The sequence below is a fragment of the Rhizobium sp. Leaf321 genome (assembly GCF_001423215.1).
GTDB lineage: Bacteria > Pseudomonadota > Alphaproteobacteria > Rhizobiales > Rhizobiaceae > Neorhizobium > Neorhizobium soli.
Window position 1 is genome coordinate 1173516 of sequence record NZ_LMOF01000006.1, and the last position, 25497, is coordinate 1199012.

At 60.5% G+C, this 25497-nt stretch carries 22 protein-coding genes and 1 other annotated feature; of the genes, 13 read left to right on the forward strand and 9 right to left on the reverse strand.

All coding sequences use genetic code 11. The features are described 5' to 3' along the window. Window positions 1-22 precede the first annotated feature (22 nt). Window positions 23-1543 carry an exopolyphosphatase gene (gene ppx, locus ASF70_RS12010; RefSeq protein ID WP_062579928.1) on the forward strand — a complete coding sequence of 507 codons (1521 nt, stop codon included), beginning with the start codon at window positions 23-25 and terminating at the stop codon, window positions 1541-1543. 118 nt (window positions 1544-1661) lie between these two features. Next, window positions 1662-2948, forward strand: coding sequence for a HEAT repeat domain-containing protein (locus ASF70_RS12015; RefSeq protein ID WP_139283846.1), 1287 nt, complete (start codon window positions 1662-1664; stop codon window positions 2946-2948). Window positions 2949-3092: 144 nt separating this feature from the next. Here ASF70_RS12015 and ASF70_RS12020 read toward each other — a convergent pair whose 3' ends face one another. From ASF70_RS12020 to ASF70_RS12030, 3 genes are all read right to left on the reverse strand, one after another. Next, the gene (locus ASF70_RS12020; RefSeq protein WP_062579932.1) at window positions 3093-4451 is read right to left on the reverse strand and encodes an esterase-like activity of phytase family protein; all 1359 of its coding nucleotides are present in this window, start codon (window positions 4449-4451) and stop codon (window positions 3093-3095) included. Window positions 4452-4700: 249 nt separating this feature from the next. Beyond that, entirely contained in the window at window positions 4701-5846 is a 1146-nt protein-coding gene (gene rnd, locus ASF70_RS12025) for a ribonuclease D (protein ID WP_062453294.1), read from the reverse strand. 90 nt (window positions 5847-5936) lie between these two features. Continuing rightward, window positions 5937-7205: an MFS transporter gene (locus ASF70_RS12030; RefSeq protein WP_062579933.1), complete on the reverse strand. Its 1269-nt coding sequence runs from the start codon at window positions 7203-7205 to the stop codon at window positions 5937-5939. A 260-nt stretch (window positions 7206-7465) separates the two neighbouring features. On the opposite strand from ASF70_RS12030, the gene aspS reads away from it, so the two are divergent. The 3 genes from aspS (at window position 7466) to ASF70_RS12045 (ending at window position 11551) form a co-directional block, all read left to right on the forward strand. Continuing rightward, entirely contained in the window at window positions 7466-9256 is a 1791-nt protein-coding gene (aspS, locus tag ASF70_RS12035; RefSeq protein WP_062579935.1) for an aspartate--tRNA ligase, read from the forward strand. A 175-nt stretch (window positions 9257-9431) separates the two neighbouring features. Next, the gene (locus tag ASF70_RS12040) at window positions 9432-9752 is read left to right on the forward strand and encodes a DUF1236 domain-containing protein (RefSeq protein WP_062579936.1); all 321 of its coding nucleotides are present in this window, start codon (window positions 9432-9434) and stop codon (window positions 9750-9752) included. A 175-nt stretch (window positions 9753-9927) separates the two neighbouring features. Next, window positions 9928-9985 (forward strand) — a sequence feature (sul1 is cis-regulatory element that is thought to sense ions involved in sulfur or methionine metabolism; They are found in Alphaproteobacteria). A gap of 75 nt (window positions 9986-10060) precedes the next feature. Continuing rightward, window positions 10061-11551: a SulP family inorganic anion transporter gene (locus ASF70_RS12045; protein WP_062579937.1), complete on the forward strand. Its 1491-nt coding sequence runs from the start codon at window positions 10061-10063 to the stop codon at window positions 11549-11551. An 82-nt stretch (window positions 11552-11633) separates the two neighbouring features. Here ASF70_RS12045 and ASF70_RS12050 read toward each other — a convergent pair whose 3' ends face one another. Continuing rightward, window positions 11634-12824 carry a hypothetical protein gene (locus ASF70_RS12050; RefSeq protein ID WP_062453289.1) on the reverse strand — a complete coding sequence of 397 codons (1191 nt, stop codon included), beginning with the start codon at window positions 12822-12824 and terminating at the stop codon, window positions 11634-11636. Window positions 12825-13056: 232 nt separating this feature from the next. On the opposite strand from ASF70_RS12050, the gene parC reads away from it, so the two are divergent. After that, entirely contained in the window at window positions 13057-15324 is a 2268-nt protein-coding gene (gene parC, locus ASF70_RS12055; RefSeq protein WP_062579939.1) for a DNA topoisomerase IV subunit A, read from the forward strand. 45 nt (window positions 15325-15369) lie between these two features. Here parC and ASF70_RS12060 read toward each other — a convergent pair whose 3' ends face one another. The 5 genes from ASF70_RS12060 to hemB form a co-directional block, all read right to left on the reverse strand. Beyond that, on the reverse strand, window positions 15370-15756 hold the full coding sequence (locus ASF70_RS12060; RefSeq protein WP_062579940.1) for a type II toxin-antitoxin system death-on-curing family toxin: 387 nt from the start codon (window positions 15754-15756) through the stop codon (window positions 15370-15372). Further along, window positions 15756-15977: an AbrB/MazE/SpoVT family DNA-binding domain-containing protein gene (locus tag ASF70_RS12065; RefSeq protein ID WP_062453286.1), complete on the reverse strand. Its 222-nt coding sequence runs from the start codon at window positions 15975-15977 to the stop codon at window positions 15756-15758. The genes ASF70_RS12060 and ASF70_RS12065 overlap by 1 nt, the downstream gene beginning before the upstream one ends. A gap of 63 nt (window positions 15978-16040) precedes the next feature. Beyond that, a complete protein-coding gene (locus ASF70_RS12070; protein WP_062579941.1) occupies window positions 16041-16802 on the reverse strand; it encodes an arginyltransferase in 762 nt (253 codons plus the stop codon). Between the two features lie 121 nt (window positions 16803-16923). Beyond that, window positions 16924-17382, reverse strand: a complete 459-nt coding sequence (locus ASF70_RS12075) for an RDD family protein (RefSeq protein ID WP_062453284.1) — start codon at window positions 17380-17382, stop codon at window positions 16924-16926. Between the two features lie 76 nt (window positions 17383-17458). Continuing rightward, the gene (gene hemB, locus ASF70_RS12080; RefSeq protein ID WP_244474015.1) at window positions 17459-18469 is read right to left on the reverse strand and encodes a porphobilinogen synthase; all 1011 of its coding nucleotides are present in this window, start codon (window positions 18467-18469) and stop codon (window positions 17459-17461) included. 194 nt (window positions 18470-18663) lie between these two features. Here hemB and ASF70_RS12085 point away from each other — a divergent pair, with 194 nt between their 5' ends. From ASF70_RS12085 to ASF70_RS12115, 7 genes are all read left to right on the forward strand, one after another. Continuing rightward, window positions 18664-19101, forward strand: a complete 438-nt coding sequence (locus ASF70_RS12085) for a DUF6163 family protein (RefSeq protein ID WP_062454738.1) — start codon at window positions 18664-18666, stop codon at window positions 19099-19101. Between the two features lie 233 nt (window positions 19102-19334). Then, on the forward strand, window positions 19335-19847 hold the full coding sequence (locus ASF70_RS12090; RefSeq protein ID WP_062454736.1) for a MarR family winged helix-turn-helix transcriptional regulator: 513 nt from the start codon (window positions 19335-19337) through the stop codon (window positions 19845-19847). A gap of 533 nt (window positions 19848-20380) precedes the next feature. Continuing rightward, window positions 20381-21709 (forward strand): L,D-transpeptidase family protein, encoded by a 1329-nt coding sequence (locus ASF70_RS12095; RefSeq protein ID WP_062454734.1) that lies wholly within the window; start codon window positions 20381-20383, stop codon window positions 21707-21709. Between the two features lie 185 nt (window positions 21710-21894). After that, a complete protein-coding gene (gene glyA, locus ASF70_RS12100) occupies window positions 21895-23184 on the forward strand; it encodes a serine hydroxymethyltransferase (protein WP_062579943.1) in 1290 nt (429 codons plus the stop codon). 9 nt (window positions 23185-23193) lie between these two features. Next, window positions 23194-23673 (forward strand): transcriptional regulator NrdR, encoded by a 480-nt coding sequence (gene nrdR / locus ASF70_RS12105; RefSeq protein ID WP_062453281.1) that lies wholly within the window; start codon window positions 23194-23196, stop codon window positions 23671-23673. Between the two features lie 4 nt (window positions 23674-23677). Beyond that, window positions 23678-24757 carry a bifunctional diaminohydroxyphosphoribosylaminopyrimidine deaminase/5-amino-6-(5-phosphoribosylamino)uracil reductase RibD gene (gene ribD, locus ASF70_RS12110; protein WP_062579944.1) on the forward strand — a complete coding sequence of 360 codons (1080 nt, stop codon included), beginning with the start codon at window positions 23678-23680 and terminating at the stop codon, window positions 24755-24757. A gap of 9 nt (window positions 24758-24766) precedes the next feature. Further along, a complete protein-coding gene (locus ASF70_RS12115; RefSeq protein ID WP_062579946.1) occupies window positions 24767-25378 on the forward strand; it encodes a riboflavin synthase in 612 nt (203 codons plus the stop codon). The last annotated feature ends 119 nt before the right edge of the window (window positions 25379-25497 follow it).

Below are 25497 nucleotides of genomic sequence, written 5' to 3' on the forward strand. Positions count from 1 at the left end.
GAACAGTCAAGAAATAGGCAGCATGGTACGATCTGAAGCTCAAGGGCGCCTGCCTGGCATCGCCCCTGTTTCCGTCATCGACATTGGCTCGAACTCGGTTCGCGTGGTGATTTACGAAGGCCTGACCAGGGCACCGACCGTTCTCTTCAACGAGAAGGTTCTGTGCGGTCTTGGCAAGGGTCTCGGCTCGAACGGCCGGATGGACGACGAGGGCGTGTTGCGCGCGCTCGCCGCTCTCAGACGGTTCAAGGCGCTGTCCGACCAGGCGCAGGCGACGGAAATCTACGTCCTTGCAACGGCCGCCGCCCGCGAAGCCTCCAACGGCCCGGATTTCATCGCCAAGGCGGAGGAAATTCTCGGCCAGGAAATCCAGCTTCTGTCCGGCGAGGAAGAAGCCAAGTATTCGGCTCTCGGCGTGATCAGCGGCTTCCACGAGGTCGACGGCGTTGCCGGCGATCTTGGCGGCGGTTCGCTTGAACTGATCGACATCAAGGGACATGAGTTCGGCAAGGGGATCACCCTGCCTCTCGGCGGCCTGCGCCTGTCGGAATCATCAGGTGGCTCCATTTCCAAGGCGCGCACCTTTGCCCGCAAGCAGGTCAATACCGCCCGCTTCCTGGAAAAGGGCGAGGGCCGCACCTTCTACGCCGTTGGCGGCACATGGCGCAACATCGCCAAACTGCACATGGAAATCACCAAATATCCGCTGCACATGATGCAGGGGTATGAACTGACCTTCGAGGAAATCCAGAAATTCCTCGAGGACGTGATCGATGCCAAGGATTCCAAGGATCCTGCCTGGCAGGCCGTCTCGAAAAGCCGTCGTTCGCTTCTGCCCTTCGGCGCCGTGGCCCTGCAGGAAGTGCTCTCCGTCATGAAGCCGTCGGTCGTCAGCTTTTCGGCGCAGGGCGTGCGGGAAGGCTATCTCTATCATCTGATGCCGGATGAGGAAAAGCAGGCCGATCCGCTGGTCGTGGCTGCCGATCAGCTTGCCATCCTGCGCGCGCGTTCGCCGGAACATGCGCGCGAGCTTGCCGATTGGACCGGCCGCATGGTGCCGTTCTTCGGCATTACCGAGACCGAGGAAGAAAGCCGCTATCGCAGGGCTGCCTGCCTGCTGGCCGATATCAGCTGGCGTGCGCATCCCGATTACCGCGGCGCCCAGGCACTTAACGTCATCGCCCACTCGTCCTTCGTCGGGATTACCCATGCGGGCCGCGCCTATCTGGCGCTCGCCAACTACTACCGGTTCGAGGGTTTGAGCGACGACGGTGCCACCGGTCCGCTCTCGACGATCGCGACACCGCGGCTTCTTGAGCTCGCCAAACTGCTCGGCGGGCTTTTGCGGGTCGTCTATCTGTTCTCGGCTTCGATGCCCGGCATCGTCAATAACCTGACTTTCCGCCAGTCGAGTTCGCCCGATCTCGACATGGAATTCGTCGTGCCGCACGCTTACCGCAACTTCGCTGGCGAGCGGCTGGAAGGTCGGCTGCAGCAGCTTGCCAAGCTGACCGGCAAGAAGCTCGCCTTCGTGTTCGAATAGCAGCTGTTGCGAGAACAGATGCATCAGATCTAGACGGTTGCAACCGAGCGGGCTTCGGCTTATCTTCGGTTGAACAGGCATGCCTTATGTTGGTGTTGGCTTCGAGGGGGGCTCGAACATGGCAGTGGCAGATCAAGGCGCGAACAATCATGCGGACCGTGGGGCCAATAACGCGCTGGCGCCCGAGAACAATTTTCCGGAAAAATACTTTGTTGCCGGCGTGGCCGTCGGGCTCTTTCTCGTGCTGCTGGGTACTGCGATCCTTCTCTTGGGACGCAGCCAGACCGCCTCCTCGCTGACCATCTGCGTCGGTTTCGGGCTGGTGCTTGCGGCGTTCGGTGCAAAGGTTGCAGGGAACTGGGCCGGCTGGTCGGTGACCGGGGCCGGCGCCATGGCAGTCGTTCTGTTTCTAATGCTCCAGCAATTTACGCCGCCTGGCACGCCGGCGCTGTTTAAAGGCGAGATCAGCGGCGACTTCTCGCATGTCGCCGATATCCGCATAATCGATGACGAGCCGCTCTACATCTACAAGGATGCCATGGTCCGACGGATCAAGTTTCTTGGCCTCGGTACATCGCTACAAAGCACGCAGATGCGGATGCAGGTCGATACAATCGAAAAGGAAGCTGGCAAAGAGTATTTCGAGCTTATCGGCGATGCCCAGAAAATCCGGGCAATTTTCGCCGAAGGCCGGCCGGTCCAGTGGCGCTTCGACTATAATGCGCGGCAGGTCAAGAACGGCTCGCTGGTTCTCCTGTCCGAACTGGATACGCTTTCACCTGGGCCGACAGCGGAGGTTAGCGGCAGCACGACAGGTGCATGGTGGGATCTGAGCGCGTTCGCTCAGGCGGCGGTTCGGCCGGAAGCATCGGTCGACCAAATTCAGAAGGCGCTTGCCGGCCTACGGAACGAGGATACGTTCCTGAGGCGCAATTCCCGCGACTTTCTGGTCTCTGCCGGAGTTGTCGCAGTGCCCATGATGCTGTCTGCGCTGCACGCATCGCCGGACGATTACCGCGTCAAGCTCGGCGTGGTCTATGCCCTGGCAGAAATGATCCGCTCCGACCCCAACCTGGCGTCGTCTCTGTCGCAAAAGTTGGCCGCTGAGGATTTTCCGTTGCTGATTCAGGCGGCCGCAGATCCGGACAAGACCATTCGCTACCAGGCAGCCGATTTTCTGTACCGCCTGCAGGATCCGCGGGCCGTGGAGCTGAGCGTAAACGCTGCCAAGGATACGACAGATCAGGGTGTGGCCAATAACCAGATCCTGATCCTGCGGCAGTCGGGGAGCAATCTTTCCTCGTCGCAAAAGAGCGACATCGTTCGCCAACTCAACGACCCTTCGACGAATTTGAACAGAAGCTTGAAGGCGCCATCGTCGCTTAACGACGTCCTGAAATGGTAGATCCGGGCGATACCTGAGCTTTAATACGTCCAGGTTCGAAGTGTCATGGAGTCGAAAAGGGTACCTGCCGATGCAGATACCCTTTTCGGTTTCGTCGTGGTGATGTCCGGGCTCTAGAGGCCTGCGGATCACGACCTCACTGCTTTACTTCGCGTTGAGGAACTCGGCGGCTTCGATCAGGCTGAACTCGTTGTCATCAGCCTTGTTGACGGCGCGACCGGCGGAGAAGGGCAGGTTGTTGTCATTGCCGATGATCAGGTGTGTCGCGTCGATCTGGTCGACATTCTCGATCGTCACGAACGGCATGTCGTAGATGCCGTCCTTCGAGCCAGCCTTCTTCTTGTTGTCGGGGTCCTTGATGTTCAGAAGGTCGATATAGCCGATCTTGCGGACGGCCGCGCCGACATTGGCGTCGGTCATCTCGATCTTGTAGACGCGCTTCAGTTCGGCCGGCGCATCAAAGCAATCCGGTTTCGGCTGCTTCGGATCGGCGCAGGCCTTGTCCTTGGTGCCGGCGCCGTTGTCGCGTTCGATGACGAGCGCGGTGGTGGCATCCAGCATGTTGAAATCGCCGATCGCGACACCCTTTTCAGACAGCGGATAGAGCCAGGAACGACCGGTCCAGCTTTTCGAAGCGATGTCGAATTCGATGACGCGCAGCGCGGTGCGCCCATCGGCCTGTTCGACCTTGCCGTCGTCGAGGAAGATCGGGCCTTCCAGCAGGCCGTAAAGCTTCTGCCCATCCTTCGATAGTGCCATGCCTTCATAGCCACCCGAACGCTTCAGGTTGAAGACCGGCATCTTGGCGGCGGGGTTGGCCGGCATCGAAAGGGTCGGGTTGTCAGGCGAGGTGACCTTCTTGCCGTCGACGGTGGTGGCAACGACATCGGTCAGCTGGCCGAGCATGTCGACCTTGATCAGATAGGGGCCAAATTCCTCGCCGAGCCAGAAACCGTCTGCCACCGGCTGGATCGATTCGATGTCGAAATCGGCGCCGGTCAGGTAGCGCTTGTCGCTGCCTTCCATGGCGATCGGGAAGGGGGCGATCTTGTTCGGGTCCGACAGGAAGATGTTCTTGACGACATCGACCTTGTTGGTCGCCCAGTCGAACTTCACCTGGTGCAGGAACAGCATCGCGTCGGAGGAATTGGCCTTGGAGCCGAAACCGTTGTCGGAGAGCGTCCAGAACGTGCCGTCTGCCATCGCCTTGATCCCGGAAAAGCCCTGGATCGGCTGACCGTTGAACGGCAGCTTGACGTCGGTGACGCGAACACCGTCCTTGCCGTCGATCGATCCGAGCTTTTCCGTGCGCTTGCGGTCCGGCGTCGTGAACTTGCCCGAGGTCTTGAGAAACTCAGGCGCATCGGTTGGAGCAGCAGTCACCGTATTGGCCGGCAGGATTGCCTGGCCCGCGAGCTTTGCGGGAAACTCCTTGTCGTCGGCCAATGCCGTGCCGGCGAGGAGGGCACTTACGAAGACGGAGGCTAAAAAGGTTTTGGTCATCAAATCACCTGTTCGAATGAGAAGAACACGCGACGTCGATAGGCGGGACGCATGACGGTAGGGTGATGATCGGTTGACGCTTGGATGAAGGTTTTACGTCGGTTTCTTGACGGTGCCAGAGCAGGTAGTTCAAGCGTCGCGGAGCCGGCCTGGAACGCTGCAAATAACTGGGATTTAAACGAAAAGGGATCGCGCTCCGGAGCTCCGGTGGCCGATCCCTTGTATGATGAATGACGGTGAGGACGAGCCTTACAGCTCGACCGCCTCGACCTTCTTGTTGACGAAGCGCAGCGCCACGCCGCCTTGAATCAGCTTGAGCGCCGTGTCGCCGAACAGTTCGCGACGCCAGCCGGAAAGGGCGGCCACTTCGGCCAACTCGCCTTCGGCAGCAATCTTTTCCAGATCGTCGGTATTGGCGAGCACCTTGGCGGCAACGCCCTGCTTGTCGGAAATGAGCTTCAGCAGAACCTTCAAGAGTTCGACGGCAGCGCCCGTGCCTTCTGGCAGATGCACATGCTTCGGAGCATGCGGCATCTCGGTCTTCGGCAGCGCCAGCGCCGTATTGACAGCCTCGACGATCGCGGCGCCTGAGGATGAGCGTTCCCAGCCCTTCGGCACGGTGCGAAGACGTCCGAGAGCTTCGGTATCCTTCGGCTGCTGCTGGGCAATCTCGTAGATCGCATCGTCCTTCAACACGCGCGAGCGCGGCACGTTGCGGCTGCGCGCCTCACGTTCGCGCCATGCGGCGACGAATTTCAGGATCGCCAGTTCGCTTGGCTTCCTCAGCCGCGACTTCAGACGAAGCCAGGCATCGTCGGGATGCAGATCATAGGTCGACGCGCTCTCGAGAACCGCCATTTCCTCCGTCAGCCAGAGGGCACGGCCTTCACGTTCCAGTTGTTCTTTCAGAGACAGATAGACGTCGCGCAGATGGGTGACGTCAGCCAGCGCATAGTCGAGCTGCTTTTCGGAAAGCGGCCGGCGGCTCCAATCGGTAAAGCGCGACGACTTGTCGATCTGCACGCCCTTGATGCGGTTGACCAGCTGGTCGTAGGAGACGCTGTCGCCGAAGCCGCACACCATGGCGGCGACCTGCGTATCGAAGATCGGGTGCGGCACGAGATTGCCGAGATGGTGGATGATCTCGATATCCTGGCGCGCGGCATGAAACACCTTGGTGACCGCCGTGTTCGCCATCAGCTCGAAGAAGGGCTTGAGGTCGAGCCCTTTTGCCAGCGGATCGACGAGAACTTCGACTGTCGGGCTCGCCATCTGGATCAGGCAGAGTTCCGGCCAGAAGGTCGTCTCTCTCAAGAACTCCGTATCGATGGTGATGAAGTCTGACTGAGCCAGCTTTTCGCAGGCTTCCTGAAGGGCAATTGTTGTTTCGATCATCGTCTCATTCACGTGCAGGTGGTCAACCTTCCTTTCCCTTCCCGCCGCAGATGTCAAGACAAACGGCCAGCCTTTCCCCGCAGCAGCCGGCTATTTCCTGTTGTTGCCGTCAGCGTCCCTGTCCTTGTCGCCACCACGGTCCGCAGGGTCTGCAAGCCGGTTGAAATAGGCCGACGTGCGCAGGAGGGCCCGGAAGCGCGAACTCCGCTGCTGCGGCGGCACCGGTGCCCGCACCTGCATCCGGCGCAGCGTGTAGATCGCGAACCCGGCGAAGATGAAGGACGTGTAGAGGAAGAATGCGCGCGGGCCGTAGAATTCGAGAAGCGCCGCGGCAAGCAGCGGTCCGAACGTGGCGCCGACCGACCAGAAGAACAGCAAGCCTGCCGCGATCACCGCGTGCTCGCCTGGTTTCGCGTGGTCGTTGCCATGCGCCGAGCAGAGCGAATAGAGCGGCATCGAAAAGGCGCCGAACAGGAAGACGCTGATGATATTGGCCGTCTCGTTGCTGCCCGCGCCGAACGACAGATAGGCGCCGGTGATGACGGACCCGATCGTCGTCCACAGGATGACGCGCCGCCGGTCGAGCTTGTCCGAATAGACGCCGAGCGGATATTGCAGTACCACGCCGCCGATGATGCCGGCACTCATGAAGGTCGCGATCGACGTGATACTCATGCCGATCTCCTTGGCGTAGATCGGCCCGATATTGCGAAAGGCCGCCATCGACAGACCGACCGCCACGACGCCGACCACAGCGAGCGGCGAAATGCGCCACACGGTTCTCAGATCGAATGAGATGGAGGCCGGTGGCGTCGGCCCCGACTTGTCGGCGATGGATATCGGCACAAGCGAAAGCGTCAGCGCGATGGCGATGATGTTGAAGATGACAGGTCCGTCGATGCCGAAGGTCGGGATCAGGTATTGCGCGATCGTGACCGAGCCGAGATCGACGAAACGGTAGATCGACAGCGTCCGCGCGCGGTTCTCGTTGGTCACCTGCGAGTTGATCCAGCTCTCGACGGTGGCAAACAGGCTGGCGATAGTGATGCCGATCAGGAAACGCATGGCGAACCAGAAGACGGGGTCGATGACCATTGATAGGGCGATCGAGGCGGACGCAGCGATTGCCGCCATGGCCGCAAAGGTGCGGATATGGCCGATCGAGCGCAGCAGCCTTGCCACATAGATGCAGCCGATCGCAAAGCCGACACTGTAGCCGGCACCGATCAGGCCGATGACCGACGGCGAAAAACCCTCGGCCGAACCGCGCAGCGCGATATAAGTGCCCTGGAGCCCGTTGCCGCCGATCAGGATCCCTGCGGTGATCAGAAGCGGTATCAGCGGGCGGATCTGGTTCATCGGATGCTTTCGGGCATGGTCGGCAGGCGCAGAGACTCAGCCAGCGCGCTGGCCGTATCGACCCATTCTGGTTATGACATCCTCCTATGCAACTCTAGCCGTAAAAGCGGGGGAAAGGGCTCGAGCGCCGCGGGAGACTGTGACAAGTCTTGACAAAGCAGGCCCACCATGCGCTTTTCCGGCCGATTTTCATGGGTTCGTACGGCTGTGCTTCGCGCGCCGATGAAGCCGCTTTCAGCATCAGTCCAGGATAAAAGACAATGCATCGTTACCGCAGCCACACCTGTGCAGCCCTCCGCAAGTCGGATGTCGGCTCCAATGTCCGTATCTCCGGCTGGGTTCATCGCGTCCGTGACCATGGCGGCGTTCTGTTCATCGACCTTCGCGACCATTATGGCATGACCCAGGTCGTTGCCGACCCGGACAGCCCGGCTTTCAAGTCGGCCGAAGTCGTGCGTGGCGAATGGGTCATCCGCATCGACGGCACCGTCAAGGCGCGTTCCGACGAGACCGTCAACAAGACGATGGCGACCGGCGAGATCGAACTCTACGCACAGGAGATCGAAGTCCTGTCCGCTGCCAAGGAACTGCCGCTGCCGGTCTTCGGTGAGCCGGAATATCCGGAAGACGTGCGCCTCAAGTACCGCTTTCTCGATCTTCGCCGCGAAACGCTGCACAAGAACATCGTCAAGCGCACGCAGATCATCGCTGCCATGCGCCGCGAAATGGCTACCTGTGGCTTTACCGAATATTCGACACCGATCCTGACCGCATCGTCGCCCGAAGGCGCGCGCGACTTCCTGGTTCCAAGCCGTATCCATCCCGGCAAGTTCTTCGCGCTGCCGCAGGCGCCGCAGCAGTACAAGCAGCTGATGATGGTGGCGGGCTTTGACCGCTACTTCCAGATCGCACCGTGTTTCCGCGACGAAGACCCGCGTGCCGACCGCCTGCCAGGCGAATTCTACCAGCTCGACCTGGAAATGAGCTTCGTTACCCAGGAAGAAGTCTGGGAGACGATGGAGCCGGTCATGCGCGGCATCTTCGAAGAGTTTGCCGAAGGCAAGCCGGTTACCAAGGAGTTTCCGCGGATCCCTTACGACGTCGCGCTGCGCAAATACGGCTCCGACAAGCCGGATCTGCGCAACCCGATCGAGATGGAAGCCGTCACCGAGCATTTCGCCGGCTCCGGCTTCAAGGTGTTCGCAAACATGATCGCATCCAACCCGAAGGTCGAAGTCTGGGCGATCCCGGCCAAGACCGGCGGTTCGAGAGCGTTCTGCGACCGTATGAACGCCTGGGCGCAGGGCCAGGGGCAGCCGGGTCTCGGCTACATCTTCTGGAAGGAAGAAGACGGCAAGATCGCGGGCTCGGGTCCACTCGCCAAGAACATCGGCGAGGAGCGCACCGAAGCCGTTCGCACCCAGCTTGGCCTCGAAGCGGGCGATGCCTGCTTCTTCGTCGCTGGCGATCCGGACAAGTTCTACAAGTTTGCCGGCGAAGCCCGTAACCGCGCTGCCGACGAGCTGAACCTTTCCGACAAGAACCAGTTCGCCCTGTGCTGGATCGTCGACTTCCCGTTCTTCGAATACAACGAGGAAGACAAGAAGATCGACTTCGCCCACAACCCGTTCTCGATGCCGCAGGGCGGTCTCGACGCGCTGGAAAACCAGGATCCGCTGACGATCAAGGCCTATCAGTACGACATGGTTTGCAACGGCTTCGAAATCGCCTCTGGCTCGATCCGTAACCAGCTGCCGGAAGTCATGGTCAAGGCGTTCGAAATGGTCGGCCTTTCGCAGCAGGACGTGGAAGATCGCTTCGGTGGCCTCTACCGCGCATTCCAGTACGGCGCACCGCCGCATGGCGGCATGGCAGCCGGTGTCGACCGCGTCGTCATGCTTCTGACCGGTGCAAAGAACCTGCGCGAGATCACGCTGTTCCCGATGAACCAGCAGGCCCAGGATCTTCTGATGGGCGCGCCATCGGAAGCGAGCCCCTCGCAGCTGCGCGAACTGGCGATCCGCCCGATCCCGCCGGTCAAGAAGGACTGATCTTCGGTTCTATTTCTGTGACGAGATTGGAAAGCCCGGCGCTCGAAGGAGGCCGGGCTTTCCCGTTTCAGCAGGGCAGGGCTTCGTTGCAGTGCAGCGATCAGACCTTGGTCGGACGGAACCATCGCCGCGTATTTCGAGTTGTAGAGGCAGAATAAACAAATGGAGTAAGACTATGCGCAAGATCGTACTGACCGCTTCGGCGGCATTCATGGCGCTTTCGAGTGCAGCCTTCGCCCAGACGACGATCATCACGCAGGAACCAGCAATGGCACCCGCAACGGTTGTCATGCCAGGCGAAGTCCGCACCTACGTGATGGAACAGCCGGTTGAATCAGTGCCGTACGAAGGCGACGTCCTGGTCGGCCGCGTGCTGCCGGAAGCCGTCCAGGTCCGTCCTGTGCAGGGATATGACTCCTACGGTTACACGGTCGTGAACGATCGCCGCGTCATCGTCGACCCGCAGACGCGCACGGTTATTCAGGTCCTGGAATAGTACCTGCCTGATTTCGGATAGTATTTGAGAGACCGGGGCTGCCACCGCAGCTCCGGTCTTTTTGCGTCGGAGCTTTTAGTCCGTATCGCTTCGGGGCCGCTACCGCCGCCGTCTCGCAGATATTCCCGTACCACGCTTGGCATCTGCAATTCTCTCCGCTATAGGTCGCCCATCACAAGGACTCAGGTGAAACTCCCGAGTGGCTCTTCCGGCCGCCGATCCGCCGGACAACGCAAAGCATCAGCCGTCTTTCTCACCCTGGAGGATACCTCCCGGCGGATGCGCTTTATTTGCGAAGTTTCCAATACATGACACAGTCAATTTCCGCCTATCGGCGCGAATGGTTTTCGAACATTCGCGGCGATCTCCTTGCCGGCATCGTCGTCGCGCTCGCGCTCATCCCCGAAGCTGTCGGTTTTTCCATCATTGCCGGCGTTGATCCAAAGGTCGGCCTGTTCGCCTCGGTCGCCATTGCCTGCACCACCGCGATCACCGGTGGCCGCCCGGCCATGATTTCGGCCGCCACGGCTGCCACTGCGGTGCTGATGGGGCCCCTGGTACGCGATCACGGCATCCAGTACCTGTTTGCCGCAACCATCCTGATGGGCATCCTGCAGATCTTCGCCGGCATGCTGAAACTCGGTCGCCTGATGCGGTTCGTGTCGAAATCGGTCATGACCGGCTTCGTCAACTCACTGGCGATCCTGATCTTTTTGGCTCAGCTGCCGCAGCTCATCAACGTTCCCGAAGTGACCTACCTGCTCATCGCATTGGCGCTCGGCATCATCTATCTGTTTCCCTATGTAACCAAAGCCATCCCGTCACCCCTTGTGGCGATCGCTGCCGTTACCATTCTGGCGCTCTCCTTCGGCATAGAGGTTCCGACCGTTGCCGATCTCGGCGCGATGCCGACTGCGCTTCCGGACTTCCTGTTGCCCGATGTGCCACTGACCTTCGAGACGCTGCGGATCATCTTTCCGTATTCGCTGGCACTCGCAGCCGTCGGTCTTCTGGAATCGCTGCTGACCGCACAGATCGTCGACGAAATGACAGACACGACCAGCAGCAAGACAAAAGAATGTTTCGGTCAGGGCAGCGGCAACATCGTTGCAGCCCTGTTCGGCGGCATGGGCGGCTGCGCCATGATCGGCCAATCGGTGATCAACGTCACGTCAGGCGGGCGAGGCCGGCTTTCGACCTTTGCCTCCGGCATATACCTGCTGATCCTGCTTCTGGTGCTGGATGATATCCTGCGCATTGTGCCGGTTGCAGCACTCGTGGCCGTCATGATCATGGTGGCGATCGGCACGTTCTCTTGGAAGTCGGTCATCGATCTCAAGCGGCATCCCGGTACATCCTCGATCGTCATGCTCTCGACCGTCGCGGTTGTTCTGGCAACGCACGATCTGTCGAAGGGCGTCATCGTCGGCGTGCTTCTGTCGGGTGTGTTCTTTGCGGGCAAGGTGGCCAGGATGGTGCGCGTGTCCTCCAGCCTTTCCGAAGACGGCAAGGCAAGAACCTATGCGGTTGAAGGACAGGTCTTCTTCGCCTCGGCAGACGCTCTCGTTGACGCCTTCGATTTCGCCGAAAGCCTGGAACGCGTCACGATCGACGTTCGCCGTGCGCACCTCTGGGATATCTCGGCCGTCGGCGCACTCGACCGTGCAGTGATGAAATTCCGTAGCCGCGGCATCGCCGTCGAGGTGATCGGTGCCAACGAGGCAAGCGCCTCGATGATCGACCGGTTCGCGCTGCACGACAAGGAACACGCAGCCCTTTCGGCAACCCCCGGACACTGAAGCGGCGCACCTATCCTGAACAAGACAAAGCCCCGGCAATCGCTTGCCGGGGCTTTTTCATTCATCCCGTAGAGGGAAGCGATCAGTCGTTCGCGGAGACCTTGACGCCCAGCACGTTCGGCAGCGTGTTCGGTGCGCCCATTGCCGCGCCCATGATCATCGGGAACGGAACAGGGTTTGCCGGCTCTGCCGTGATCGTCAGGTTCTCGGGCTTGTCGAGATAGGTGTTGACGGCCTGGCTCAGCATGTTCTGCAGTTCCGGAATGTTATACTGCGACAGCACGATCGGCGTCATCGCCTTGATCATCTGTGCCATCTGCGGGCCGTTCGAACCCTGCTTCTTGCCGGCATAATCCAGCGCCTTCGCCGTCACGCCGTCATCCTCGAAGCGGATCTGGGCGGCGTTGAAGGTGAGCCGCTGCATCAGGCCGAGCATGGCAAGGTTTGCCGCCTGCTGCGCTTCCTGCTTGTTCGGGTTGGCTTCCAGCGCCTTTGCGGTTTCCTGCGCGGACTTCAGGAAGTCGATCGTATAGCCGGAAAAGCTGAAGGACAGGTCGAGGCGGCCAACCTTGTCGAAGTCGATGGCATATTCCTCGACGGCGACAGTACCGTCGTTCTGCGTCCATGTGCCGTTGAGGTTGATGCTGCCATCCAGAGTGTTGACGCCAAGCGCCTGGATTGCCTCGCGCGACTGCGGGTCGTCGATGATGCTGAGATCCGCCTTGATTTCGTTCAGCGCCATATCGAAGTCGATACCGGAATTGTCGTCCGCAACCTCCGTCGTGACGCTGCTCGGGCCGACTGTGAGAACGGTCTTGCCGCCGACTGCGACGGTCGTGGCGCCGGTCTTGGCTTCCTCGTAGAGCAGGAGCGACTCGATTGTGTTCTTCGTGGCGTCCGCCGGTACCGTGACGCCGCTCATCGTGATGTCGGACGCGCTGATCGTGGTGGCTTCATGCGAAACGTTGATGTTGGGGAAGGTCACCTTGTCGATCGTGTAGCCACCCTCGGCTTCTTCGACGCCATCCATCGTCACAGTGCCGATCGGCATCTTCTGCGGAGCCCCTGAGGGATTGTAGGTCGCGCCTGTAAGCGTCACCTTCGACCCGTCGACGGCAACCGACTGGGCTTCGAGCGCGCCGCCCTGGATGACGAGCGCGGCGTTGATCTTCTTCAGAAGATCGTTGCCGTCGAGAGCCAAGGCCGGCCCGGCAAACACCGACAGCGCTGTGGCGGCGGCAAGCAGGCGCGCCGTGGTGGAAAAGTGGGTCATAGGTCCTCCTGGCGGGCGGCACGGCCCGGGATCAATTACAGTCTGGCTGAGGCAAGAGTTAAGGCGGACGGTGCAAAACGTCCATGCCGTAGTGTCCATTCGCTTCGGCATAATTGCGGCAGCGTAAATGTTTGTCGCCAAACAGTGAAAACTTGTGTCATCGGCCCGATCATCCACAGGGCGTTTGGATAGGTTTCTTGCCGGGAATCAGGGATTTCTATAGTCAAGTGCCATGGGAAAAATTGTAACTCCACCTGGCGACGGCTCGGGAGACGGCGGCGGCGACCACATTCAGGCGGTTGACCTGAAGGCAGCGCTCGAAGAGCGCTATCTTGCCTACGCTCTTTCCACGATCATGCACCGTGCTCTGCCTGATGTGCGCGACGGTCTGAAACCCGTCCATCGCCGTATCGTCTACGCGATGAACGAGATGGGCCTTCGCCCCAACTCGGCCTTCCGCAAATGCGCGAAGATCGTCGGTGAAGTGATGGGTAACTACCATCCGCACGGCGACCAATCGATCTACGATGCGCTTGCCCGTCTCGCGCAGGATTTCTCGCAGCGCTATCCGCTGGTCAACGGCCAGGGCAATTTCGGCAATATCGACGGCGATAGCCCCGCCGCGATGCGTTACACCGAATCGAAGATGACTGCCGTTGCCGAACTGCTGCTGCAGGGAATCGGCGAGGATGCGGTCGACTTTCGCGATACCTATGACGAGAGCAACTCCGAACCGACGGTTCTGCCCGGTGCCTTCCCGAACCTGCTGGCCAACGGCGCCTCCGGGATCGCGGTCGGCATGGCGACGTCGATCCCGTCGCACAATGCCCATGAAGTCTGCGACGCGGCGCTGCATCTCATCGCCCATCCGGATGCCAGCGTCGAAAAGCTGCTCGAGTTCATGCCGGGTCCGGATCTTCCGACCGGCGGCATCATCATCGATAACCGCGAGTCGATCCTCGAGAGCTACAAGACAGGTCGCGGCGGCTTCCGCGTCCGCGCCAAGTGGGAGATCGAGGATCTCGGCCGCGGCGGCTATCAGATCGTCGTCACCGAAATTCCCTACCAGGTGCAGAAGTCGCGCCTGATCGAAAAGATCGCCGAACTGCTGATTGCCCGCAGGCTGCCGCTGCTCGACGACATCCGCGACGAATCCGCCGAAGACGTCCGCATCATCATCGTGCCGAAGAACCGCACGGTCGATGCGACGCTGCTGATGGAATCGATGTTCAAGCTGACCGAGCTTGAAAACCGCATTCCGCTCAACATGAACTTGCTCTCGATGGGGCGCGTGCCGCGGGTGATGGCGCTGAACGAGGTGCTGCTCGAATGGCTGGCGCATCGCAAGGACGTGCTGGTTCGCCGCTCCCGCTACCGTCTGGCAGCAATCGACCGGCGGCTGGAAATCCTCGGCGGCCTGCTGATCGCCTACCTCAACATCGACGAGGTGATCCGCATCATCCGCGAGGAGGACGAGCCGAAGCCTGTCATGGTGGCGCGCTGGTCTCTGACCGACCTGCAGGTGGAATCGATCCTCAACATGCGGCTGCGCAATTTGCGCAAGCTCGAAGAGTTCGAGATCCGCACCGAGCACGATAATCTGACCAAGGAAAAGGGCGAGATCGAAGCGCTTCTCGCCTCCGACGAACAGCAGTGGAAGACCGTCGCCTGGGAGATCCAGGAGGTCAAGAAACAGTATGCCAAGGCGACCGAGCTCGGCCGCCGGCGCACCCAGTTCGCCAATGCGCCGGAAGCCAATCTGGAAGCGATCCAGCAGGCGATGATCGAAAAGGAACCGATCACCGTCGTGATCTCGCAAAAGGGCTGGATCCGCGCCTTGAAGGGCCATGTGACCGATACGTCGGGCCTCGTCTTCAAGGAAGGAGACGGACCGAAGATCGCGTTCACGGCGCAGACGACCGACAAGCTGCTGCTGGTGACAACAGGCGGCAAGGCCTACACGCTCGGCGCCGACAAGCTGCCGGGCGGCCGCGGCCATGGCGAGCCGATCCGCATCATCGTCGACATGGAGAACGACCAGGACATCCTGACCGCCTTCGTCCACGACGCCAGCCGCAAGATGGTGATCGCCTCGACCGCCGGCTATGGCTTTGTCATTGCCGAAAGCGAGATGGTGGCCAATACCCGCAAGGGCAAGCAAGTCATGAACGTCTCGATGCCGGACGAGGCAAAGCTGGTCGTTCAGGTCAAGGGTGATCACGTCGCGATTGTCGGCGAGAACCGCAAGATGCTGGTCTTCCCGCTCGACCAGTTGCCGGAAATGACACGCGGCAAGGGCGTGCGCCTGCAGCGCTACAAGGACGGCGGCATCTCCGACATCAAGTGTTTCGCAATCGATACCGGGCTTGCCTGGGAAGACAGTGCCGGACGCGCCTTCAACCGCAGCAAGGATGAGCTTCTCGAATGGATGGGTGACCGCGCCTCCGCCGGCCGCACCGTTCCGAAGGGCTTTCCGCGCAGCGGCAAATTCGCCGGCTGATCAGGCCTTTGGATTGAGACGGTTCGCCCTGATGGGCGGACCGGTTCAGGGGTAGGGGACCGTGTGATCGCGAAGGAACCGCGCTGCACCATCCTCGTCGATCTCGCCGGCTGCGACGGAGAGGATGAATTGGTAGAGCGTGGCGTCATCGGTATCGATGGCATACCCGTTGTCCATCATTAAGACACCGGCTGAGACGATCGCGATCCGCTTGTTTCCGTCGATAAAAGCATTGTTCATTGCAAGAACGTAAAGATACGCTACCGCCAGCTCGATGAGGTCTGTCGATCCATATGCAACCTTGTTGACGGCAAGCATCAGCGCAGATTCCAGCGCGCCCTCATCGCGCAAACCATAAGCCCCACCGAATCTTTCGATCTGGCGCAGGTGGAGGCGTTCAACCAGCGCTCGTGAAAGAAATTGGATAGCCATCACTCGGCCAGCTTCTTGAGGGCAACCTTGTATCTGTCCATGAAGCGCTCCGCATGCTCTAGCTGACGGTTGAAATCGTCATCGAGCGGCTTCAACACCAGCTTCCCTGCTTCTTCGCTAAGATCGATATTATCTCCCGCGCGCAACCCCATCCGCTCCAGAATCTCCTTCGGGATGATGATGCCTTCGGAATTGCCGATCTTGCGGATGGTGGTCTTCATGCGCGTATCCTCGTGTTGCAACATGAGGATGGCCGATTTGCAATGCCGTCGGGAGAGGGGGCGTCAGACGTCGCGCGCCGGATCGGCAAGTTCCCATCCGCGGGCCGTCAGGTGTTCCTGAGGCTGGTAGCGGGTCTTGTAGCCCATCTTGGGCGAGCCCTTCACCCAGTAGCCGAGATAGACATGCGGCAGGCCGAGCGTCTTCGTGCGGTTGATATGGTCGAGGATCATGAAAGTGCCGAGAGAGCGCTTTTCGAGATCGGGGTTGAAGAAGGAATAGACCATCGACAGCCCGTCGCTCATCATGTCGGTCAGCGCCACGGCGAGCAATTCGCCCCTCGGCGTGCCGGCGATACCGTCTCCCGGCTCGCGGCGGCGGTATTCGATGACGCGGGTGTTGACGTGCGAATCCTCGACCATGATCGCGTAGTCGAGGGCGGACATGTCCGACATCCCGCCGCGCTGGTGACGGCTGTCGAGATACCGTCGGAACAGGGAGAACTGTTCGGTGGACGGCTGCGCTGGACCAAGGGTCGCAACGATGTCGCTGTTGGTCACAAGAACGCGCCTCATGGATTTCGCCGGCTGGAAGTCGCCTGCAAGAATTCGTACGGAAACGCAGGCACGGCACGCTTCGCAGGCTGGCCGGTAGGCGATGTTCTGGGAGCGGCGAAATCCACCCTGGGTCAGAAGGTCGTTCATTTCGGCAGCCCTCGGGCCGACGAGATGCGTGAACACCTTGCGTTCCATTTCACCCGATAGATACGGACAAATCGCCGGTGCCGTCAGGTAGAACTGAGGTGATGGCGTTGTCTGTGTGTTCATAGAGGTGCAGCCCGGTCCGTCGTCTTGCTCGTGGCGCTACTGATCCTAGCATGGCGCATAACGCGGAAACGTCAACTGGCGCATTTGCCGGTTGACGCATCCCTAGATCACTGTTGCGGTCTTACGACCTGCGGACGACGACGGTGCCGAGGAGGAGATCGTGAACCAGCCGCGAGCGCTCGATAAACAGCCCGGCCAGGAGCACCAGCGGCGTCAGTACCGAATTGATCACCCAGAACAGTACCGTGTGAACCATGGCAGTCAGGAAATCCATCCGGCGCCCGTCGACCCGTGTCATGGCAAGCCCCATGGCGCGCATGCCCGGAGATCCCTGGCTGGCGCCACCGAGCGTCAGGCCGAAATAGAGGAGGGCGACGATGAAGAACAACGCGGGATAGAGCATGAAGCCAAGCCCGAGCGTCAGAATTCCCAAGAAGAACACGATCACCGCTGCAGGGATGCACAGCAGAAGAACGAACAGGTAATCGATGACAAAGGCGAAGATCCGGCGTGACAGAACGCCGCTATAGGCGCGCCAATTGTCCGGTGCGGCATAGGTCGGGTTCGGTTCGAAGCTCATTCGCGTGGTTCTCCAGTTGTACCAAACCCGATATAAGAGGTGGCAAGCCCAACAGCAAGGTTTGCCACCATAGGCTTTAAACCCGGCCGAGTTTCTTCGCGGCCTCGATCGCAAAGTAGGTCAGGATGCCGTCGCAGCCGGCGCGCTTGAAGCAGAGCAGCGTCTCCATCATGATCCGGTCGCCGTCGATCCAGCCGTTCATCGCCGCCGCCTTGATCTGCGAATATTCGCCGGAGACCTGATAGGCGTAGGTCGGCAGGCCGAAAGCTTCCTTCACGCGCCAACAGATATCGAGATAGGCGATACCCGGCTTGACCATCAGCATGTCGGCGCCTTCTTCCACGTCGAGTGCCGCGTCGCGCATCGCTTCGGTGCCGTTGGCGGGCGAGATGTAATAGGCGTTCTTGTCGCCCTTCAGGAGCCCGCTCGTATTGATCGCCTCACGGTACGGACCGTAAAATCCCGAGGAGAACTTTGTCGCATAGGACATGATGCCGACATCCTGGTGACCGGCAGCGTCGAGCCCGCGGCGGATGGCGCCGATGCGACCGTCCATCATCTCGGACGGCGCGATGATGTCGGCACCTGCATCCGCCTGCAGGACCGCCGCCTTGATCACCTGATCAACTGTCTCGTCGTTGACGATGATGCCCTCACGCAGGATGCCGTCATGGCCATGGCTGGTGAATGGATCGAGCGCCACGTCGGTGATGACGCCGATATTGGGCACCGCTTTCTTCGCGGCGATGGTGAACTGGTTGATCAGGTTGTTCGGATCAAGGATCGCCGAGCCGGTCTCATCGCGCAGGTTCATCTCGATGTCGGGGAAGGGTGCAACAGCGGGAATGCCGAGATCGGCCGCTTCCCTGATAGCTTCCACCGCCTTGTCGACGCTCATCCGGTTGACCCCGGGCATCGACTTGATCGGATCAACGATGCCGGTGCCGGGCACGATGAAGATCGGCCAGATCAGGTCGTCCACGGTTAGCCGGTTTTCCTGCACCATGCGTCGCGTCCAGTCTGCCTTGCGGTTGCGCCGCATGCGGCGATGACCGGTGACGTGGTCGACGAGGTGGGTCTTGTCCATGACGGATACTCCGTTCTTATTGCTCGCTGCTGACGAGAGTGTTTCCTGGCTGGATTGAAACATTCTGCCGGAGCAGGCTTGTGTCAGGTCAAACGCTCTAACACGCGAGAAACTGTTTATGAATGGGGCTTACTGCGCATTGCTGCCATGCGGCCTGCTGGCGGCTCGCGACGTCTCCCGATATGATCGAAGGCATGGAATCTGATTCACCCACGGTACCCAAGCGCACGCTGACGGAAATCCTGTTCGTCGTCTTCCTCAGGATTATCGCGGTTGCCTGCCTATGGTTCGGCATCCAGTACTGGGCGATGCTGGTCGGCTATTCGCTGCACGGCATGGCGCGCTTCGATCTTCTGGCGCCGCCATGGAAAGTGGCGGCGGCCTCGCTTGCCGTTCTGTTTCCGGTTGCCTCGCTCGGTTTGTGGCTCACCGTGTCCTGGGGCGCGGTGCTCTGGACTATCGCAGCGTTCTCGCAGGTGCTGATGTATCTCGTCTGGCCAGAAATCTTCGGACGGAACACTCTTGTGCCCATCCTGCACGGCCTCGTGGCCGCCATTTACGGCGTGTTTCGGCTCTCTTTATGGCTGGAAGAGCGGCGCAAGGCGGAGCGGGTAAGGATTGATTCACCTTGACCCTAAAGCTTTGGCGCCTTTATTTGGCCTGAAATTTCGACCTAACCCATTGATTTCAATAGGGCGGAAATAAGGGTGAGGGGGAGGCAGCTAGACTGCCGACGATTGGAAAAACTTCTGCAAGCTTTTGTTAACCCTTTGTTTTAAGTCGAATTTTATGCGCTTTCGTTAGTGTCTGTCTCAAGGCGGGAATAAACAAACACACCGCCAAGCAAAACAGTGAGGCAGTCATGATGAACACGAAAATGAAGCCGCAAGCACCGGTCGCAGCAGACATCAACGAAGACCCGATCCGTTCGCTTTACATGGAATCGCTCCACCTGGTCGAGCGTCTTCACCGCCGCCTGCTCGACGTCATCAAGGACGAGTTCGACCGTCAGGGTCGCGACGACGTCAACGCCATCCAGGCACTTCTCCTCTTCAACATCGGCAACTCGGAACTGACTGCCGGTGAACTGCGCTCGCGCGGTTACTATCTCGGCTCCAACGTCTCCTACAACGTCAAGAAGCTGGTCGACCTTGGTTTCATCAACCACCAGCGTTCGCGCATTGACCGCCGCTCGGTCCGCATCAGCCTGACCAAGGAAGGCCAGGAAGTCGCAGAAACCGTCGCCAAGCTCTATGATCGCCACGTCGGTTCGATCGAAAAGGTCGGCGGCATCGGAGAAGGCGAGTTCTCGCAGATGAACAAGCTGCTGCAGCGCCTCGACCGCTTCTGGAACGACAGCATCGCTTACCGCATGTAATATCTGCCATCGCCGCGCCGCGCTCCTGAACCACCGGAGGCGCGACGGCGGCACGGCAAAGACAACTGTCGGCGCCTGCATTTCCTCCAGTCATGCAGTGGCACGACACACATATCGGGCGGAGCGTAGCAATACGCTCCGCCGATCCCGTTTCAGAGCTCCAGATGTCCTCTATCATGGTCGCCTGATGCAGGCTCTTTAAGAACACAGGAACGCAGCGTTCTCTCGCTCCACAGCGCACTCCCAACCTCCCGAAATGGCTTCGAGATCGAGCCTGCCACATTTTCGGCTCCTGACATCGTCGGAGGCCGAAAAGTCACGCTTTCACACGGCTTTGTGACGCTGCGGCAACTGACACGAATTGGCCATATTGCTATGGGACCGCCATGCTTGAACAGGTTCGGGAAACTCGTGCTAATCCAGATGGCCCCCCGAGCATTTCCAGCAGCCCAGCCGCGGAATTTTGCGCGTTTATTAACCATATCCCTGTAGCGCTTTTGTTTTGAAGCCTCTGGGACCAGATGGACAGGATGATGTCGAAAAAGATCGGATCGGAATTGCTTTCCCGCCGCGCCATGTTGCGTTCGGCCGTCTCCGTGGGTGCCGCCGTTCTGGCCGCGCCGGCTTTGGCGCAGTCGACGCTCGATGGCATCATGACCGCGCCTCGTCGTGGCAACTGGGATGACCAGTTCGATGCGCGTGGTTCGCGCTCGGCCGTCGGTGTCGTCTCCAACAATCCGATCCTTGGTTCCGAAGGCCCGGCAAACATCCAGCAGGCAATTGCCTTCTATCAGCAGATCGTCTCTGCAGGTGGCTGGCCAGATGTCAATTCGTCCGTGCGCCTGCAGCTCGGCGTCGTTGATCCGTCGGTGCAGAACCTGCGCCGTCGCCTGATGATCGCCGGCGATCTCGATCAGTCCGCAGGCATGTCCAGCTCGTTCGACAGCAATGTCGACGGTGCCGTCAAGCGCTTCCAGGCCCGTCACGGCCTGCCGGCAGATGGCGTGCTTGGCGAATTCAGCGTCAAGGCGATGAACGTTCCGGCCCAGACACGTCTGATGCAGCTCGAAACCAACCGGGTCCGTCTGCAGTCGATGTCCGGTGATCTCGGTTCGCGTTACGTCATGGTCAACATCCCGGCGGCCTATGTTGAAGCGGTCGAGAACGATCGCGTGGCGCTGCGCACCAATGCGGTCGTCGGCCGTATCGACCGCCCGACCCATGCGATCAATTCGAAGATCTACGAAGTCATCCTCAATCCTTACTGGACCGCACCGCGCTCGATCGTCGAAAAAGACATTGTGCCGTTGATGCGCAAGGACCCGACCTACCTGACGCGCAACAACATCCGTCTGATCGACGGTCGTGGCCAGGAAGTGTCGCCGGAAACCGTGGATTGGAATGCCCCCAAGGCGCCGAACTTCATGTTCCGCCAGGATCCGGGCAAGATCAACGCGATGTCCTCGACGAAGATCAACTTCCACAACCCGAACAACGAATACATGCACGACACGCCCCAGCAGGGCCTGTTCAACAAGCTGATGCGCTTTGAGTCCTCGGGCTGCATGCGTATCCAGAACGTGCGCGATCTCGTGACCTGGCTGCTGCGTGACACGCCCGGCTGGTCGCGTCAGGAAATCGAACGGGTTATCGCTGCTCGCCAGAACAACCCGATCAAGCTCAGCCAGGAAGTTCCGGTCTATATCGTCTATGTCACGGCATGGTCGGCAAAGGACCAGGTCGTCCAGTTCCGCGACGATATCTACCAGCGCGACGGCAACCAGGAACTGGCTCTGCAGACCACGACCGGCGTGGAGCGTGCCTCCGGTGCGATCACCGAACAGGATCTTCTGCCGCAATAAGCAGGACGTCGCTGACGAACGACGAAGTCGATTGAAAGGCCGCATCGCCCGAAAGGGTGGTGCGGCCTTTTGCCGTTGTCTCGAAACGGAGTTGGACGCGCAAATGTCGCTCCGTGTATTGCCCTGATCGGAAGGGAAGGCTAAGACGCGTCACATCGCCTGCCACCCTTCGAGGAGCCTCGCACATGTCCAATACCGAAGCATTCTTCTCCCGCCCGTTGGCCGAATCCGATCCGGATATTTTCGGCGCGATCGAGAAGGAACTTGGCCGTCAGCGCCATGAGATCGAACTGATCGCCTCGGAAAACATCGTGTCGCGTGCCGTGCTCGAAGCCCAGGGCTCGATCATGACCAACAAGTATGCCGAGGGCTATCCGGGCAAGCGCTACTACGGCGGCTGCCAGTTCGTCGACATCGCCGAAGAACTTGCCATCGAACGTGCCAAAAAGCTGTTCGGTGTGAACTTCGCCAACGTCCAGCCCAATTCCGGTTCGCAGATGAACCAGGCCGTGTTCCTGGCGCTGCTGCAGCCGGGCGACACATTCATGGGCCTCGATCTCAACTCGGGCGGTCACCTGACGCACGGCTCGCCGGTCAACATGTCCGGCAAGTGGTTCAACGTCGTGTCCTACGGCGTTCGTGAAGGCGACAACCTTCTCGATATGGATGCCGTGGCCGAGAAGGCCCGCACGACCAAGCCGAAGCTGATCATCGCCGGCGGCACGGCCTATTCCCGCACCTGGGACTGGAAGCGTTTCCGCGAGATCGCCGACGAAGTCGGCGCCTGGCTCATGGTCGACATGGCGCATATCGCCGGTCTCGTTGCCGGCAACCAGCATCCGTCGCCGTTCCCGCACTGCCATGTCGCGACCACCACGACCCACAAGTCGCTGCGCGGACCGCGCGGCGGCATGATCCTTACCAATGACGAGGATCTGGCGAAGAAATTCAACTCGGCTGTCTTCCCCGGCCTGCAGGGCGGCCCGCTGATGCATGTCATCGCCGCCAAGGCGGTGGCCTTCGGCGAAGCGCTGCAGCCTGAATTCCAGGATTACGCGGCTCAGATCGTCAAGAACGCCAAGGCCCTGTCGGAAACGCTGGTGGCAGGCGGTCTCGACATCGTCTCCGGCGGCACCGACAACCACCTGATGCTGGTCGATCTGCGCAAGAAGAACGCGACCGGAAAACGGGCCGAAGCAGCGCTTGGCCGCGGCTATATCACCTGCAACAAGAACGGCATTCCGTTCGATCCTGAAAAGCCATTCGTCACGTCCGGTATCCGTCTCGGCACGCCGGCCGGAACGACGCGCGGCTTCAAGGAAGCCGAGTTCACCGAAATCGGCAACCTGATCGTCGAACTGCTTGACGGCCTGAAGACGGCCAATTCGGACGAGGGCAATGCGGTGGTGGAAGCGGGTGTCCGCGAAAAGGTGATGACGCTCACCAATCGCTTCCCGATGTACCCGTACCTCTAAGGAAAAGCGATGCGCTGCCCCTATTGCGGTTCGGAGGATACCCAGGTCAAGGACTCGCGTCCGGCCGAGGATTTCACCTCCATAAGGCGGCGGCGCATTTGCCCTGACTGCGGCGGTCGCTTCACGACATTCGAGCGCGTGCAGTTGCGCGAGCTGCTGGTGTCGAAGAAGACCGGCCGCAAGGTACCTTTCGACCGCAACAAGCTGGTGCGGTCGTTCCAGATTGCGCTGCGCAAGCGGCCCGTCGATCCCGACCGCATCGAGCGCGCCGTCTCCGGCATCGTCCGGCGCCTCGAAAGCTCGGGCGAGAGCGAAATCTCCTCCGAAGAGATCGGCCTCCAGGTGCTCGAATCGCTGAAAAGCCTCGATGACGTCGCCTTCGTGCGCTACGCATCCGTCTATCGCGACTTCTCCCATGCGGAGGACTTCGAGAAAGTGATTTCCGAGATCAACGCCAAGATTGCCCGCGATCCCGGGCTGGAGTCCTGACGCCATGTCGGAGGCCGACGACCAGCGGTTCATGGCCGCAGCGCTGAGGCTGTCGCGCTGGCATGAAGGCCAGACCATGACCAATCCATCGGTCGGCTGCGTGCTCGTCAGGGATGGTGCCATTGTTGGTGCAGCGGTCACGGCCCGCGACGGCCGACCACATGCGGAAGCCCGCGCGCTCGCCGTTGCCGGCGAGAAGGCGAGGGGGGCGACCGCCTATGTGACGCTGGAACCTTGCGCCCATCACGGCAAGACCCCGCCCTGCGCCAATGCGCTCGTGGCGGCCGGTGTTTCCCGCGTTGTCGTCAGCGTCGCCGATCCCGATCCGCGCGTCTCCGGTCAGGGATTGAAGATCCTGCACGATGCCGGCATCGCGACCGAGCTTGGCCTGATGGAAGATGACGGCAAGCGCGCGCTCGCCGGTTATCTCTCCCGCCAGATCCGTCACCGCCCTTTCGTCACGCTCAAGCTTGCCGTCTCGGCCGATGGAATGCTGGGACGCCGTGGCGAGGAAGTGCTGATCACCGGGCCGCTCGCCCGTGCCCAGGTGCATGTCATGCGCGCCGAAAGCGATGCGATCCTGGTTGGTATGGGAACCGTCCGTTCCGACGATCCGCAACTGACGGTCCGGCTTCCCGAGATGAGCGACAGATCGCCCGTCCGCATTATTCTAGACCGCCGTCTCGAACTGCCGCTCGACAGCCTTCTGGTGAAGTCTGCCCGCGACGTGCCTGTGATCGTCGCCTGCGTGCCGGTCTCGCAAGAGTCCGAAAAGCGGGAAAAACTTCTGGCCGCAGGTGTCGATGTGATCGAGGCAGGCGATCTCGCAGCACTTCTCGACCAGTTGGCGACACGCGGAATTTCCCTTCTATTCGTTGAAGGCGGCGCAACGGTTGGCAAGGCCTTTCTGGATGCCGGCCTCGTCGATCGGATCGTGCTGTCGCAGGGGCCGACGATGGTGGGCGAGGGCGGTCTTGAATCGCCTCTGTCGCCATCCGATATGCCGGAGGGTTTCCAGCTGGTTCGTGAGGATACGTTCGGTCCCGACCGTTCCTACGATTTTCAGAAAATCGAGCAGTCATAGAGGTCGTCGATGTTTACCGGAATTGTCACCGATGTCGGAACCGTAGCGGCGACGACCCCGATGGACGAGGGCGTCAAGCTCCGTATCGCCACCAGCTACGATCCGAAGACGATCGCGATGGGTGCCTCGATCGCCCATGGCGGCGTTTGCCTGACCGTGACCAACTTGCCTGAGGACGGCAGCAATGAGCGCTGGTTCGAGGTGGAAGCCTGGGAAGAAGCGCTGCGGCTGACAACGATCGCTGGCTGGACATCCGGTACCCGCGTCAATCTGGAGCGGGCGCTGAAGATCGGCGACGAACTGGGCGGCCACATCGTCTCCGGCCATGTCGACGGCAAGGCGGAGATCCTGTCCGTGACCTCCGAAGGCGAAGCAGTCCGCATTCGCCTTCGGGCGCCGGAAAGTCTCGCCCGCTTCGTCGCGCCGAAGGGTTCGGTTGCGCTCGATGGCACATCGCTCACCGTCAACGCTGTCGATGGCACCGATTTCGACGTGCTGCTGATCAGGCACACGCTGGGCGTCACCACATGGGGCGATCGCCAGGCCGGCGATTTCGTCAATTTCGAAGTCGATACGATGGCCCGCTACGCAGCAAGGCTGGCGCAGTTCCCGACGGGCTGAGGTCGATCCGACGACAATCGGAAACAGGCGGCCGCGGGCAAGCTGCGCTCCTCCTGTTCCGCCCCGATGACGTTGCAGAATAGGTATTCGCGCCCTGCAACGCAGCGTTCAGCGAAAAC